At 38.7% G+C, this 16286-nt stretch carries 11 protein-coding genes and 1 tRNA gene; 5 read left to right on the top strand and 7 right to left on the bottom strand.

The window, feature by feature from the left end; genetic code table 11:
* The first annotated feature begins 79 nt into the window (after positions 1-79).
* On the top strand, positions 80-1042 hold the full coding sequence (locus tag AY601_RS18030; protein ID WP_084359333.1) for an acetyl-CoA carboxylase carboxyltransferase subunit alpha: 963 nt from the start codon (positions 80-82) through the stop codon (positions 1040-1042).
* 66 nt (positions 1043-1108) lie between these two features.
* On the opposite strand, the gene AY601_RS18025 is transcribed toward AY601_RS18030, so the two are convergent.
* Together AY601_RS18025 and AY601_RS18020 are read right to left on the bottom strand one after the other, a co-directional pair.
* Positions 1109-2023 carry an Rpn family recombination-promoting nuclease/putative transposase gene (locus AY601_RS18025; RefSeq protein WP_068403589.1) on the bottom strand — a complete coding sequence of 305 codons (915 nt, stop codon included), beginning with the start codon at positions 2021-2023 and terminating at the stop codon, positions 1109-1111.
* A gap of 156 nt (positions 2024-2179) precedes the next feature.
* Entirely contained in the window at positions 2180-5248 is a 3069-nt protein-coding gene (locus AY601_RS18020; RefSeq protein ID WP_068403586.1) for a protein O-mannosyl-transferase family, read from the bottom strand.
* Positions 5249-5479: 231 nt separating this feature from the next.
* Here AY601_RS18020 and AY601_RS18015 point away from each other — a divergent pair.
* From AY601_RS18015 to pth, 4 genes are all read left to right on the top strand, one after another.
* A tRNA-Gln gene (locus AY601_RS18015) sits at positions 5480-5550 on the top strand.
* A gap of 73 nt (positions 5551-5623) precedes the next feature.
* Positions 5624-6565 carry a ribose-phosphate pyrophosphokinase gene (locus tag AY601_RS18010; RefSeq protein WP_068403583.1) on the top strand — a complete coding sequence of 314 codons (942 nt, stop codon included), beginning with the start codon at positions 5624-5626 and terminating at the stop codon, positions 6563-6565.
* A 29-nt stretch (positions 6566-6594) separates the two neighbouring features.
* Positions 6595-7173, top strand: coding sequence for a 50S ribosomal protein L25/general stress protein Ctc (locus tag AY601_RS18005; RefSeq protein WP_068403580.1), 579 nt, complete (start codon positions 6595-6597; stop codon positions 7171-7173).
* Between the two features lie 143 nt (positions 7174-7316).
* Positions 7317-7877, top strand: a complete 561-nt coding sequence (gene pth / locus AY601_RS18000) for an aminoacyl-tRNA hydrolase (RefSeq protein WP_068403577.1) — start codon at positions 7317-7319, stop codon at positions 7875-7877.
* Positions 7878-7896: 19 nt separating this feature from the next.
* Here pth and AY601_RS17995 read toward each other — a convergent pair whose 3' ends face one another.
* The 5 genes from AY601_RS17995 to AY601_RS17975 form a co-directional block, all read right to left on the bottom strand.
* Positions 7897-9498 (bottom strand): response regulator, encoded by a 1602-nt coding sequence (locus AY601_RS17995; RefSeq protein WP_068403574.1) that lies wholly within the window; start codon positions 9496-9498, stop codon positions 7897-7899.
* Positions 9499-9527: 29 nt separating this feature from the next.
* Positions 9528-10364 carry a CheR family methyltransferase gene (locus AY601_RS17990; protein ID WP_068403571.1) on the bottom strand — a complete coding sequence of 279 codons (837 nt, stop codon included), beginning with the start codon at positions 10362-10364 and terminating at the stop codon, positions 9528-9530.
* Between the two features lies 1 nt (position 10365).
* Positions 10366-13845 (bottom strand): response regulator, encoded by a 3480-nt coding sequence (locus AY601_RS17985; protein ID WP_068403567.1) that lies wholly within the window; start codon positions 13843-13845, stop codon positions 10366-10368.
* 184 nt (positions 13846-14029) lie between these two features.
* Entirely contained in the window at positions 14030-14713 is a 684-nt protein-coding gene (locus AY601_RS17980) for a LytR/AlgR family response regulator transcription factor (RefSeq protein ID WP_068403564.1), read from the bottom strand.
* 3 nt (positions 14714-14716) lie between these two features.
* Positions 14717-16219: a sensor histidine kinase gene (locus AY601_RS17975; RefSeq protein WP_068403560.1), complete on the bottom strand. Its 1503-nt coding sequence runs from the start codon at positions 16217-16219 to the stop codon at positions 14717-14719.
* Between the last annotated feature and the right edge of the window lie 67 nt (positions 16220-16286).

The following is a 16286-nucleotide window of genomic DNA, read 5'->3' as shown; positions in this document are numbered from 1 at the left end:
CTTCTTTTTAGCGTTAAACAATTTTATCATCTAAATTTAAACAGACTCAAAATAAAATACCTATTTTTACCGCCCACTTATGGAACAGATAAAAACGTCATTTGATTTTGAAAAACCTATTGCTGAACTGATGCAGCAAATTGAAAAGGTTAAACAGGTTGCTGATAAAACAAAAGTAGATATGTCTGCTACACTGATTGAGCTTGAAGATAAGCTGTCTAAAACGCAGAATGCACTTTATGCAAGCCTAACAGGCTGGCAGGAAGTACAGTTATCACGTCATCCGGAAAGACCGCAAACACTGGACTATATTGGAATGATCTGTGATGATTTTATCGAATTGCACGGTGACCGTACAGTAAAAGATGATAAAGCGATTATTGGTGGTTTTGCTACTATCGGCGGTGAAACTGTTATGGTAATCGGTCATCAGAAAGGTAAAAATACTAAGGAACGTCAGTACCGCAATTTCGGGATGGCAAATCCGGAAGGATACCGCAAGGCTTTAAGGTTAATGCGTCTTGCAGAGAAATTCAATAAACCAGTTATCTCTTTCATTGATACGATGGGTGCTTACCCGGGTATTGAGGCTGAAGAGCGTGGACAGGGAGAGGCTATTGCCAGAAACCTGATGGAAATGTCTGTATTGAAAGTGCCTATCATTTGTTTGATTATTGGTGAAGGTGCATCAGGTGGTGCATTAGGCATCGGTATCGGTGATAAAGTATACATGCTGGAGCATACATGGTATTCGGTAATTTCTCCGGAATCGTGTTCTTCAATTTTATGGCGCAGCTGGGATTTCAAAGAGAAAGCAGCAGAATGCCTGAAATTGACTTCAAAAGATATGTTAAAGAATAAACTGATCGACGGTGTAATTAAAGAACCGCTGGGAGGTGCACATCAGAACCCTGCAGAAATGGGCGAAACGTTAAAAACGCAGATCCTGAAAGATATCAAAGCATTAGGAAAAGAGAAAACTGAAAAGATGATCGCTAACAGAATTGATAAGTTCTGTGCAATGGGGGTAGTCGTAGAATAAATTCATTCCTCCTGTTATAGAGCAAAAGGCTCAGCTACATGAAATAAAGGAGCTGAGCCTTTTATATTAAAGCCTTTCTATTTCTTCAATTGAAAGTGCAGTAAACCCGGCAATTTTAACGGGATCAAAATTTTCTTCTTTCATTTTTCTTGCAATGGCCAGTGCAGTTTCATGTTTTCCTCGCTCCATTCCCCGCTCTACCCCTTGTTCTATCCCTTCTTCCTTTCCCTTTTCTATTCCTTCTCTCATTCCTCTCCGTTCGGCAGATTTAAGCCGGCTGTAATCATCTTCTTCCCGCTGTAAAATCGAGTCGTATACAAATTGTTGTTCTGGTGATAATTTCTTCATTTCGGCGATATTAAATATTTTTTCAAAAACGCGTTTATCCAGATATTTAGGAATCTGATCCAGGCTGTGCATGTGTTTAAGGAGGTAAACCCATTTGTCAAGTTCATTTTCCAGTTCATCTTCTTTCTTCCCAAATTTAGGCAGTTCCAAAAATTTAAATCCCAGTCCATTGTGGAATATTTCACCTGTACCGGTATTGACCAGGGAAATGCTTTGTAAATAATGGTCACTCAGGCAATTTTTCATGTTGAAATCCAGGATCGCAATCAGGAAAACCTCTTTCATCTTAACTTCCCAGTGCCGGTTACTCTTTAACTTTTGCTGATGGATCAGCCTGCTGAGGTAAAAAATGCAGCGGTCCTCGAAATTATCATGATCTGCCCGCTGCATTTCTACAATGAACTGTTCTCCGTTGTCCCCCGTACACAGCAAATCGAAACTGACTTTTTTATGTTCCCTGTCATCCCCGGCAAGTTCAGTTGGGTTGTAGACAAGATCGGTAATGCGTTTTTCTCCCTCAAACAGTGCGTTTAGAAAAGCAATCATGATCTCTTTGTTCGGTTCACCTCCAAAAAGATGTTTGAATCCAAAATCTGATAATGGATCAATGTATTTATTTGTACTAGCTGACATAATTCTTTATGATTTAGGTCAAACTACTCCCGTTTTATATTTAAAAGGTAATAAATATCTCTATTGTGAATAAATAGTTTAATTAGGAATTATTCGTTACAAAAAAAGGGTCATACCCTAATTAATGATACAACCCTTTACAATAAGCTTTTGCTATTATTCTTCTGGAGCCTGTGGTGCAGGTGCCTGTTGCTCTTCCTGAGCTTGCTGAGCAAAGTAAACTGAGAATCTTGATTCAAGACCCTGGAACTGCTGCGCAAGTTTCTGAGAAAGCTTCATTTGCTTTTTCTCTGCTGTGGTTTTAACCATCTGATTCAGGAACTGAAGACCTAACTGAACATTCTGTCCGCCAACGAATCTGTTTTTGCTTTTGGATACATCTGCCAGATAAGTCAGTTCTTTCTGGATATAATCAGCAGATTTTTCAATCAGCATATTTGCCTTGTTCGTATCTCCTAAAGTATATAGGTTTTCTGCAAGGAAATAAACACCCATCATAGAGCGCATACCATAGAAACGCTCTGGCATTACCTCAAAATAACGGGCAACCACTTTTTTGGCATCAGCAATTTTTCCTTCTTTAATCAATCCGGATATTGTGGTATTAAACACATTGTTAAAGATGGAGATATCATCCGATGATTGCGGATCAAGGTAACTCGCGTTTTTAACATTACCCCATTTGAATTTGGTATACATATTATGGTAAAGGATATCAGTATTCACTAAATCTCCTCTGCTTGATGCTGAATCCGTTTTAAGTGGTAATAAGCGCATCGCCAGACCTTCAGTATATAAATAGTTGTCTAAACCATTAAACTGGTCTGAAGGAACTGTACTTGCAAAATAGATAGGTCTTTTCCAGTTGTTATGAACCAGGATGTCCAGCATAGCCAGTGTACCTTTGGTTACATAACTCTTATTGAATTTCCATTCCATTACAGGAGTGATTTTTGAAGCATCTGCTGCTTTAACTGTTCCTGTTTTAATTACATCTTCAGGATTAATCGTCAGCTTGAAGTTTTTAGTAGGAATGAAATTCTCTTTAGTTCCATTTTGCAATGGGATTTTATCATCATCATCGTCAGATAACAAGACATCAAGAATGTTTTTCAATTCTACTGAACCTGCAAGTTTATAATCCTGGTAGTACATCACATCTCTGACCCCTTGTACATATTGAGAAGGTTTCATGCTGATTGGAAGTGGCGCAGATTCATTTTGCTTGCGCTTCATTCCGTCAATGTACCAGTCTGTATCAAATAGACTCAGGTTGACCAGTCTTACATCCGGTCTTACATTTTCAACCTCCTGGATATACCAAAGCGGGTAAGTATCATTATCACCATAAGTAAACAAGATCGCATTTGGCGCACATGATTCCAGATAATCGACTGCAATATCGTGCGCAACCATCTTCTCTGAACGGTTGTGTGCTTTCCATCCCTGTGCACCCATAATTACCGGGCCTGCAAATAAAGAAATCGTTGTTGCTGCGATAGCACCATTTTTCGGTGTAATTTTACTAAATACCCATTCCCTTAAGGCGAGTACCCCAAAACCGATCCAGATGGCAAAGGCATAGAAAGATCCTGCATACGCATAATCACGTTCCCTTGGCTCTAATGGTTTCTGGTTCAGATATAATACAATGGCAAGACCTGTAAAGAAAAATAACAAACCTACAATACCAGCATCTTTTTCATTGCGTTTGAAGTGCCATACTGCACCTAATAATCCTAAGATCAATGGAAGGAAGAAAAAGCGGGTATAAGCACTGCTTTCTACAATAGAAGGAGGCAGGTTACTCTGATCGCCCAGCATCATTGCATCAATAGGTTTAATACCACTTAAAAACTGGCCCTGGTAAATACCAGCACCCTGATCGTCGTTCTGACGGCCAACAAAGTTCCACATGAAATAACGCATGTACATGTTGCCGATCTGGTATTTAAACAAGTACGAAACGTTGTCGAAAATACCAGCGAAGTGTGAATCATCAAAGCCCATTAAGCTTTTGTATTCCTGTACGTGTCTTGGATCATCACTGTACATCCTTGGGAAAGGAGTTGTTCTGTCATACTCATAGTCAGTTTTTTTACCGGCAACTTCGTATTTGGTATCTCCTTTTCTGTAAATGTTTTTACCTTCTTTTAAACTAACTTTTTCAGAGTTATAGTTAGGGCCAAATAATAATGGCCGGTCTCCATATTGCTCTCTGTTTAAATAACTTAAAAATGAGAAGGCATTGTCAGGGTTACTATTGTTCAGGTTAGGGCTGGCTTTAGCTCTGATAATGATCATTGCAAAAGAACAGTAACCGAAAATAATCAGTACTGTGGAAAGTAAAGCCAGGTTTAAAAACTTGTTGCGGTGTTTAATGGAATACATAATTCCCCAGGTCAGCGCGCCGATTAAAATGGCAGCGAAAAAGACCACACCTGTTCCAAATCCCATTCCTAAGGTGTTGACGAAGAATAAATCGAAGTAAGCACCGAAAGAAACCACATACTGAATAATACCATATTGAACAAAGGCCAGGATCAGCACCCCTACGATAAAGGTTTTAATAATACCGAAGTTTGTTGGTTTTGGTGTTTTCTTGAAGTAATATACAAAAGCTATCGCCGGGATAGTTAATAAGTTCAATAAGTGAATACCAATGGATAAGCCCATGATATAAGCAATAAATAATAACCATCTGTCTGCACGTGGCTCATCAGCATGTGCTTCCCATTTCAGGATACCCCAGAATACGATTGCTGTAAACAGAGAAGAAAGCGCATATACTTCTGATTCTACTGCAGAGAACCAGAAACTGTCTGAGAAGGTATAGGCCATTGCACCTACAACCCCAGCACCCATTACAGTGATCAGGTTTCCGATAGTCAGGTCTGCTTCAGTTTTAATGACCATCTTTTTAGCCAGAGCAGTAATTGTCCAGAATAAAAACAGGATCGTAGCCGCACTTGCAAGGGCAGAACCCACATTCATGAAATAAGCTATTTTATGAATATCGCCAAATGCAAAGATCGAGAAGAAGCGTTGAATCATTAAGAACAAAGGCGCACCTGGTTGGTGAACAACCTGCATTTTAAGTGCAGAAGCTATAAACTCCCCACAGTCCCAGAAACTTACAGAAGGTTCTAAGGTGAGTATATAGGTGAGGGCCGCCAGGATAAAGCACATCCATCCTGTAAGGTTATTAATTTTAGTATAATTCATTTCTTTCTTAAATATAAAATGTGGCTTTTAAAAATGCAGCCGAAAATAATCAAATAGATTGATAATAGTACATATATACAACTACATTAACAAATTTTAATGTGTTAAGGGTGTTTAAAGGCTGTTTTTAAAAATATTTTATTTTTTCTTGCGGAAGATTTGCATTTATCAAAAAGCTGCGTATATTTGCATTCCCAAACGAAACAACTCATGGTTGTTTCTACGGAAGATTGCCCGATAGTATAAAGGTAGTACAACGGTTTTTGGTACCGTTTGTCTAGGTTCGAATCCTGGTCGGGCAACTAAACAATATATCGGATTGTGAGTCATCACAATCCGATTTTTTCGTAACCCAGCATTGATACCCGTCTAATCATGCCCTTGCAATTTAATCCAGTTAAACTTTTTGCCGGAACCGGTACAAAAGCATTAGCACACAAAATTGCCGAAAGTTACGGCAAACCACTCGGTAATGTAACCTTAAGCAGGTTTAGCGATGGTGAGTTTCAGCCTTCTTATGATGAAACAGTAAGAGGATGCGATGTTTTCCTTATCCAGTCTACCTACCAGCCTTCTGATAATTTAATGGAACTTTTGTTGATGATTGATGCCGCAAAGAGAGCTTCTGCGCATTATATCACTGCTGTTGTTCCTTATTATGGTTTGGCCAGACAAGATAGAAAAGATAAGCCAAGAGTTGCTATAGGCGCAAAATTAGTAGCTAATCTGTTGAAATCTGCTGGTATCCACCGTATTATGACGATGGACTTGCACGCAGCTCAGATACAAGGTTTCTTCGATATTCCTGTAGATCACCTGGATGGATCAGTAATTTTCGTTCCTTATATCAAAAGTTTAGGGCTGGAAAATCTGACTATTGCTTCTCCGGATATGGGAGGGTCATACAGAGCACGTACTTTTGCAAAGTTTTTTAATGCAGAGGTTGTAATTTGTGATAAACGCCGTAAACGTGCCAACGAGATTGAATCGATGTCAATCATTGGAGATGTAACGGGAATGGATATTGTTTTGATTGACGATATTTGCGATACTGCAGGAACATTGGCTAAAGCTGCGGCTTTAATCATGGAGAAAGGTGCGAAAAGTGTAAGAGCGGTTTGTACACACCCTGTATTATCTGGTAAAGCCTATGAAACTGTGGAGAATTCTATGCTTACCGAATTGATTGTAACGGATACTATCCCTTTAAAACAGGAAAGTCCAAAAATCAGAGTACTGAGCACAGCAAGTTTATTTGCGAAGGCAATTGCCAATGTAAATGAGCATGGATCAATCAGTGACCTGTTTAGAGTTTAATTATTAGAAACAAATAAAATAAATATAAGATGAAAATAATCGCAATTAGCGGTTCTCCAAGAGAGAACGTAGGGAAACGCGATGCTAAAGAGCTTCGCTATGAAGGTAAAGTTCCTGCAGTATTGTATGGTGGTAAAGAACAAGCACATTTTGCTGTAGTCATTACAGAATTAAAAGATGCTATTTACACTCCTGAAGCAAACTTTTTAGAAATTGATATCAATGGTACAAAAACCAAAGCAATCATAAAAGAATTACAATTTCACCCATTAACAGACGTATTATTACACGTAGATTTTCTTCAGTTATTTGATGACAAAGAAATCGTTATGGAAATTCCTGTAAGATTAGAAGGAACTTCTCCAGGTGTTAAAATGGGTGGTAAATTAGTTCAGAAATTACGTAAACTTCGTGTTAAATCTTTCCCGAAAGATATGCCACAGGTTGTTGACGTTAGCATTGCTAAACTAGAAGTAGGTAATTTATTCCGTGTACGTGACCTTGCAAAAGCAGCATACACAATTACTAACACTCCAGAAGATACAATCGTTTCTGTTGGTATGTCAAGAGCTCTTAAACAAGCTGAACAACAAGCAGGTAAAAAATAAGCTGATATAGCTTTACAGAAAGCAGTACTGAATTTTCAGTACTGCTTTTTTTGTACCTTAATTTCCTGCCAATAGCAAGTTTCTGACTATCTGCGTTTACGTTTCATAGAAACTGTTATCTTTGCGGCAAAGAAAATTGATACATGAAATATTTGATAGTTGGTCTGGGAAATATAGGATCAGAGTACATGGGTACCAGGCATAATATAGGATTTGAAATTGCAGATGAACTGGTTAAACAGCTTGGAGGTTCTTTTTCCAATATAAGATTAGCCTATTATTCTGAAGTATCCTGGAAAGGCAGAAAGCTTCATGTCATCAAACCGACTACTTATATGAATTTGAGTGGGAGGGCAGTGAATTACTGGATGCAGGAATTAAATATCCCATTGGAGAATGTATTGGTTATTGTAGATGATATTGCACTTCCGCTGGGGAAACTAAGACTTAAATTGAAAGGAAGCAGCGCCGGGCATAACGGGCTTAAAAGTATAGAAGCCAGTTGCGGGAGCCAGGATTATCCAAGATTACGTTTTGGGGTAAGTGATCACTTTGCCAAGGGCAGACAAGCGGATTATGTACTGGACGGATTTGATAAAGATGAATTGCCTGAATTGCCTGCACTGATTGAAAAAAGTGTAGCACTGATCCAGAGTTTCGTAACTGTCGGACCAGCGCATACCATGACTGCTTTTAATAAATAACAGGATATATTTATCTGCCTTAAAGCATTAAGGCTTGCTTATTAATAAACTGCGTTATTTTTTCATGTAATAAGCGGAGTTCAAATGGTTTGCTTAATACATCATTTGCACCCGCATCAATAGCTGCTTTTTTATCATTTTCCATCACAGCTGCTGAGAAAGTGATGATAGGAATATCTTTTTTACCCGGTATATGATCAGTTCTGATCAATCTTGTAGCCTCCAGCCCGTTCATTACCGGCATAAAGGTATCCATCAGGATCAGATCATAATTGTTATCTCTGAGCTTATCCAGTGCTTCCTGTCCGTTATCGGCGAAATCGGCAATTACCTCCCAATCTTTCATAATCTTAACGATCAGGAATTTATTGATAGGATTATCTTCCGCAACCAGGATCCTTACATTAGTAAAAGGTAATAATTTATCGAGGTGTTTCTCTTTTGTCTCAGGAAGATCTTGTAAAACTTCGTACCAGTTGACGAAACAGAAAGTACTGCCTTGTCCTTCACAACTGTCAACTGTCAATACACCACCTTTCAGACGGGCCAGATTTTTAACAATAGAAAGGCCCAGGCCTGTACCCCCAAAGTTCATCGTAGTACTCTCATCCGCCTGTTCAAAGGTTTCAAAAATCTTCTCAATCTTATCGGTAGGGATACCGATGCCCGTATCGGTAATGGAAAATCTGATTTGCAAGTTATTTCCCTTGCGGTCCATTATCTCTACTTTCAGCGTTACACTGCCTTTATTGGTGAATTTGATCGCATTGCCAATCAGGTTCATCAGAATCTGATTCAGCCTTAAGGAGTCAGCAGATACATTTTTAGGCAGGTCCGGATCGAAAGATGTAATTAACTCTAAATCTTTTTCTTTTGCCCTTATACTTAACAGATTGATTACCGCGTGACAAACTTCCTCCAGGTCGGTTGCAGTCCGGTTAATTTTGAACATACCCGCATCAATCTTCGATAAATCCAAAATATCATTAATGACGCCCAACAAGGAGTTGGATGAGATTTGCAGCAGAGAAATCATCTCGTTCTGCTCAGCAGTAAGCGTTGTTTTCTCCAGTAAATTGGCCAGGCCAATAATACCATTGATCGGCGTGCGGATTTCATGGCTCATGTTGGCCAGAAAGTTCTCTTTTATTTTCTTTCCCTGTTCAGCGAGTTCTTTCGCTTTAATCAGTTCTTTTTGGTAAGCTTCGAGTTCTTTGTTCTTTTTAACAATATCCCTTTGTGTTCTTACAAATTGTAAAAAAGAATCTACTTTCGCAGAAGTCACATAAGGGTTCAAAGGCTTGTACAGGTAATCAACTGCTCCCGTGTTCAAACCTTTTACTGCATATTTGGCATCTGTTGAAATAGCAGTTACAAAGATGACAAGGATATCTTTTGTCCTGGGATTGCTTTTTAGTATTTCTACCAGTTCAAAACCATCCATCTCCGGCATCTGAACATCCACTAATGCAATGGCAATGTCCATCTCCCAGGCTAATCTTAATGCTTCATTAGGCAGTGTGGTAGAAATCAGATTTACATCGTCTCTTTCCAGCAAAGCTTCCAATGCAATTATGTTTTCGGGTCTGTCGTCAACAATAAGAATATTAATCTTTTCCATAATTTTAAGGGGAATCTTCTTTGAAAAGATTATGCTATTTTTTGGTAAATATTATTTTTTTTATCCACGATCTTAAAGCGCCCGATTTCTGAACTTCTCAGCGTCTCTTTGGAGCCTAAACAAAGAAAGCCAAAGTTAGCTAAACTATTGTAAAAAAGGTCAATCACCTTTTTTTGAAGGGCCGTATTGAAGTAAATCAGCACATTGCGGCACGAAATCAATTGAAACTCATTAAAGACTCCGTCAGAAGCGAGATTGTGTGCTGAGAATAACATATTCTTTTTTAAAGAGTGATTAATTGATGCAGCTCCATAACGTGCCGTATAATAGTCTGAAAGGGTATGTAAAGCACCCGTTTTTTGATAGTTTTCTGAATAATGTTTCATCTTCTGCAAATCGTATATCCCATTTTTGGCAAACTCTAAAACATCAGCATTGATATCAGTTCCATAAAAAAAACTCCGTTCATAGAGATGCTGTTCAGCAAACAGAATCGCAAACGAATAAAGTTCCTCTCCGGTTGAACAACCTGCATTCCATACTTTTATCCTCTGATAAGATCTTAAATAGGGAATAACATGTTCAGCAACTGATTTATAAAAAACCGGGTCCCTGAACATTTCGGTTACGTTCACTGTAACTTCAATCAGAAAATATTCAAAGTAGTCATGGTCATTTGTTAATAAGGTACGTAATTCAAACAAGCTTAGTTGTTGTAATTGCATAATTCTTGTTACCCTTCTCTTAAGTGAAGCAGCAGAATAATCACTAAAGTCGAAACCATGTATATTATAGATGAAACTTGTGAGGCTTTCCAGTTCTTCATAGCTAATTACATCTTCCGGGTTTTCTGCAGAGACACTCATCTTAACTTAACCATACTCTTAACATTGACAACAGTTGATCAATATCAACAGGTTTAGCTATATAATCATTTGCCCCAGCTTCAATACATTTTTCCCGGTCGTTCTTCATCGCCTTAGCGGTTAAAGCAATAATTGGAAGTTTCTTATATTCCCGCTTTTCTCTGATCATCCGCATAGCTTCATAACCATCCATTTCAGGCATCATAATATCCATCAATACCAAGTCAATATTTGCTGTTTCTTCCAGTTTTTCTATGGCTTCCCTACCATTGTTAGCAATCACAATATTGATATCATAAACTTGCAAAGCACTTGATAAAGCAAAGATATTCCGCATATCATCATCGGTAATCAAGATCGTTTTGTCTTTCAATACTTTCTCTATCGTGGAAACAGTTTTATTTTTCGAAGAACCTTTGGCAGTAGTTTGAAAGGTATCTTGTTTCTTCAATTTATTCATAAACAGGCTTACCTCATCAATCAGCCTGTCATTAGACTTGTTCGACTTCAAGACCATCGCCTCAGAATATTTCATGATATGTGCAATCTTATCCTGATCAAGCTCCATCGCTGTATTGATAATAACCGGGATATGCGTAAACCGGTCCTGTGTTTTGATCTCATCAAGTAAATCAAAACCAGATGTATCAGGAAGATTTAAATCCAGGATAATACAGTCGAACGTTTGATCCTCAAGCATTTTCAATGCTTCCTTACCCGTAAAGGCCTGTGCAACCTCAATTCCTTTTTCTACCAGCTGCTCTTTAACAGCAAGGCTCTGCAGTTCATGATCTTCAATGATCAGCACGGTCTGGAAGTTGTATAAAATATGGCCAGAGTTCAACACAGAGAAAGCATGCGCTAACTGGTCCTGTTCAATCGGCTTTTTCAGGAAGCCAATTGCACCTTCTTTTAAAGCTCTTTCTCCTTTGGCTTCACCAGCTGACATCATATGGATTGGGATGTGCTTAGTTTGCGGATTGTCTTTCAACCTTTTCAGAATGCTCCATCCGTCCATTACCGGTAACATAACATCCAGTATAATTGCATCCGGAAGCTCTCTTATGGCCATTTCCAAACCTACATCACCACTGTGCGCAAGTAAAGGCTCAAAGCCTTTTTCAGTCGCATAATCTTTCAGAACATCTGCAAAGACAAGGTCGTCTTCAACAATTAACAAGGTCTGTTTCCTGTTTTTATTCAGAGGAGACAGCACTGGTTCTTCCGAAATAAACGGCATGATAACTGGTTCAGGATGGGGTGCCGGTTCAGGCACATCAAATTGATTTTGGTGTGTTACTGGCAGATAAAGCGTGAAACAACTTCCAATACCCTGTCCACTGTTGACCTGAATCTCCCCACCTAAAATATTAGCAAGCTCTTTACTGATAGAAAGGCCAAGGCCAGTCCCTCCGTATTTTCTGCTGGTGGTACCATCTGCCTGTTTAAAGGCTTCAAAGATCAGTTTCTGTTTGTCCTCAGGAATACCTATTCCAGAGTCTTTAACACTGAAGGAAATGAGCTGCTGATTGCTGTTTTTAAGATGTTCTGAATAATATTTGAGCTGATCATCCGCCAGACCGATTTCCAGTTTAACCTCTCCGTTTTCAGGAGTAAACTTAAAGGCATTTGATAAGAGGTTCTTGATGATTTGCTCTGCTCTTGATAAATCAGTCATGATCCGCTCCGGCAGCCCCTGACCAAGCGTAATCTGGTAAGCTATCTTTTTGCTTTTGGCAATCTCTGTAAAGAGAGATTCCATATTTTGTTTGATCTCTTGCGGCCTCACCGGCTCAATATCCAGCTCAACTTTTCCGGATTCGATTTTAGAAAGGTCAAGAATATCATTGATCAAGGTTAGCAGATCACTTCCTGCATTATGAATGACCCCGGCATATTTAAGCTGTTCTTCATTTAAGTTCTCAGGTCTGTTTTCTTTTAATATTCTTGCCAGGATCAGAATACTGTTTAGCGGGGTCCTTAATTCATGGCTCATATTGGCCAGGAACTCTGATTTGTATTTGCTGGATACTTCTAACTCTTCAGCCTTTAAACTCATGGCTTCCCTCGCCTCATTTACAGAGATATTGCGTTCTTCCAGCAGGCTTGCTTTTTCTTCGAGTTCGGCATTGGTTTGACGCAGCTCTTCCTGTTGTACCCTAAGTTCTTCTTCAGAAGCTTGCAGTTCTTCAGATTTATGAATCAGCTCTTCATTGGTTGTGCGTAACTCTTCCTGCTGGCTTTCCAATTCCTCTGCCTGTTGTTGTGTTTGCAGGAACAGGTCGCGTAATTGTGCCCTTGCTACAGCACTATTGATACCGACACCTATACTTTCGGTAATCATATTTAATAAAAGGATCACGATTTCATCTGGTTCAGCAGAAAACCCCAATTCTATGACTGCGATAGTTTCCTCTTCAAAAATAACAGGTATGATGATAATATTTTTTGGCGCAGTGTCCCCCAGACCTGAAGATATTTTCAGGTAATCTGCAGGAATATCGTTGAGTTGTTTAATCCGTTTTTCTAAGGCAACCTGGCCAACTAAACCTTCGCCAAGCGCAATTTCTTTGAGCTTTCCTTTTTTCTCCTGGTAAGCATACGCTCCACTCAGTTGTAAGGTTTCTTTTTTCGGATTGAAAAGATACAGTGCACCTACAGAAGCAGCTAAATAAGTACACAGTTCAGTAATGATATGTGTGGACAATTCATCAGTTTCCTGTTCTCCCCGCATAGATTCATTGATTGCGGATGCACTGGACAATAACCAATTCTTCTGTTGATTCTCTTCGGATAGTGTCTCCAGCTTGGCATTGTTTTCCCGGATAGTGATCTCTGTTAAACTCTGTTCATCAAATGTTCTTTTAATGAAGCTGAACAGGTATAAGATCAATCCAAAAATAATAACTGAACTGACTACGACAATAAAGGTAGACTGTAATGTACTCTTCTCCCTTTTTTCTTTTCTTATAGCAAGAAGTTCATGCTCTGCATGAATAGCTGTATTATTCAGCCTGAGCATATTTGTTTTAAATAGTTTTCCCTTATCAGTCAGGACTATTTGAACTGCTGCTTCTTTACCCATCGTGTTATTGGCCTGAAGGATGTCTTCCATATCCCTGATCTTTTGAACGGCGTAAAATTCAAGGGAGTCGAGCCTTTGCTGCTGGATTGGGTTATCAGCTGTCAGCTTCTGCATTTTCTTAATTTTAGGCAGGATCTGATTAATGTTTTTATTATAAAATTCCAGGTACTGGCTACGCTGGGTAATGATATAACCTCTTAAAGAGGTCTCAGCATTCAGAACTTTCAATTCAATATCCTGTGCAACATCAATGACATCATAAGTATGGTTTTCCCATCTTGAATCTTCGTCCATCAGCTTGATGCTGTAATAAGAAGTAACTGCAGAAAGCAGAACAAATAGCAGGGAAATAACAAACCCTGTCAATACCTGTTGTTTAAATGTTAATTTGAACATATGTAGTTAGAAATTCGGATAATTAAGATCTTTAGTATTCAGGATTTATGCTCAATCTAAAAAGATAAACATGAACTGACACTATTGAATACAAGACAATTATACTGATAAATACCCATCCCCGGGAGTAAGGCTGAAAATTGACTGCTAATTTTAAGCAGGCGTTAAAAATTTACACAAATTCTTAGAGTTCCAGCAAACACTGGGCATAAGTAGGGCCGATAGGAATGATTTTTTCGCCGATCCAGATCTGGTTCCTGTCAAATTTAGTTACTGCACCTTTAGCGACTATAAATGCGCGGTGTGTCCGGATGAATTTCTGTGCAGGAAGCAGTGCCTGCATTTCACTGATTGGCATTCTGGTACTCAGGGAAGGATTGTTCAGCAGACTGATCTGCGTATAATTTCCTGCGGCTTCAATAAACAGAATATCATCAATAGCGACTTTAATCTGCTCATAACCATCTTTAATAAATATATAGGCAGGTTGACTGGTGGCCACAGCTTTTTTGCGTAAACTATGCAATTCTTCTGCCTTATTACAAGCTTTTAAAAAACGGGCCAGCGAGAAAGGCTTCAGCAAATAATCCAGCGCATTCAATTCAAATCCTTTTACTGCATGTTCTGCATAAGCAGTTGTGAAAATAACCAGCGGAGGATTGCTCAGGCTGTTTAGAAAATCTATTCCATTGATATCCGGCATTTTAATATCCAGAAAGATCAGGTCTACTTCATTTTGCTGCAAATAGGCGATCGCATCAAAAGCATTGGTAAATACCGCCTGAAGTGTAATAAAAGAAACTTTGGAGGCATGGGATTTTACTATATCCAACGCTATGGGCTCATCATCTATCGCTATGGCAATCATTTTTTAATCTAGATTCAGCGTTAAATGTACGAAAAACTCTTTTGCACTTTCTCTGATGATCAGTTCATGTTTTTTCGGATACAATAGACTTAAGCGCTGTTTTACATTTTCTAAACCTATGCCACTATTGACTTTTTCAGGATCTCCATCAGCCTTCAGGTGAATACTGTTGTTGACATCAAAATAAAGCATGTTTGCTTTGGTTTGTAAAGTTACTTTGATATGTGAAGGGGATTGTAAGCTGATCCCATGTTTAAAAGCATTTTCAACAAATGGGATTAATAACATCGGTGAGATCTTCAGATCCATTAGTTGTTCTTCAATTTCAGTTTTGATATTGATATCTACCGTAGTAGAAGTCCTCAATTTCTGTAATTCTATATAGTTATTCAGATAATCAATATCTCTGACCAGCGATATCTTGTCCTGCATGTTTTCGTGCAGCATAAAACGCATCATATCTCCTAGTTTTTGTATCCCTTCTCCAGTGCGCTCGGCTTTCTCCTGTAAGGCAGTGCCATAAAGCGTATTTAATGCATTGAAGAGAAAATGCGGGTTAATCTGAGACTTCAGGAATCCAAGGTTCGCATCAGATTTTCCAAGCTCTTTTTTAAGTGCAAATATTTGTTCTTCTGTTGCATTTCTTGTTTTATAGATATACCAGGCCAATGGGGTACTGATCATTAATTGGGCTATCAGATGAAAGATATTTACGATTGGGAACATCTCACCATCACCGGTAATTGCGGCAGCTATTAAACCCAGAGGGATACAGAAAATCAGCGCTAATAACATGTTCTTACCTAAATAGTTGCGGAACTTCTTTCCTTGCGCTATTGTATTTGGAATCAGGTAATAAATCCCATAGATCGTGAGGAAAGTACAAGATCCAACCACTAAAGTCCAGGCCAGAATTACCCTGAAGTCTACCGCTATAACCACCCAGACTAATATTCCCAGGAACCAGAAAGCAGAAGCAAATGCAATTTCCAATTTCATTTTTTGATTACTCTCTTCTTCTTTACTCTCCATCAGATAGATGATTAGCTTTTTGAGCGCTACATAAATTGCTGTGAGTACAACAACCCAGCCCGCATAAGTAAAACCCTGAAAGAAAATGTAATTATAAGCCTCATCCAGCTCATCATATTTAACCAGCGTATAAGCTTGGCTATAAGTCTGTGCAATACTCAAAACCAATCCGGAGAATAAGTAAACACCAAATAAAATGGAAAGATTTATCCCCGTATTTTTCTTTTGGTATAAAGGAGGAAGACAGCAGAAATTGAGCAGGAGAAAACTGAAATAAAGAATAGAATATTTAAACAATCCCGGCAAAAAATAATTGGAAAGATAGCTAAAGCTGACTTTAGCCTCCTGGAAATTGTAAGGAGTGGAAATATGATTAGTTGAACCATTTGAAATGATCATCATGATGGCAAAGCCATACATGATACTTGCGGTCCAGAATTCTATTTTGCTGAGGTCTTTGATGTTAATCTTCATGTGATGGTTTTCTTGTAAAGCGCTGGGACCAGATCTGTTTTAAACTGATTCCTCTACAATACTACAA

It is taken from the genome of Pedobacter cryoconitis, assembly GCF_001590605.1.
Taxonomy (GTDB): Bacteria; Bacteroidota; Bacteroidia; order Sphingobacteriales; family Sphingobacteriaceae; genus Pedobacter; species Pedobacter cryoconitis_A.
Note: the sequence above shows the minus strand (reverse complement) of the source record. Positions and strands in the feature narration are given on the sequence as shown.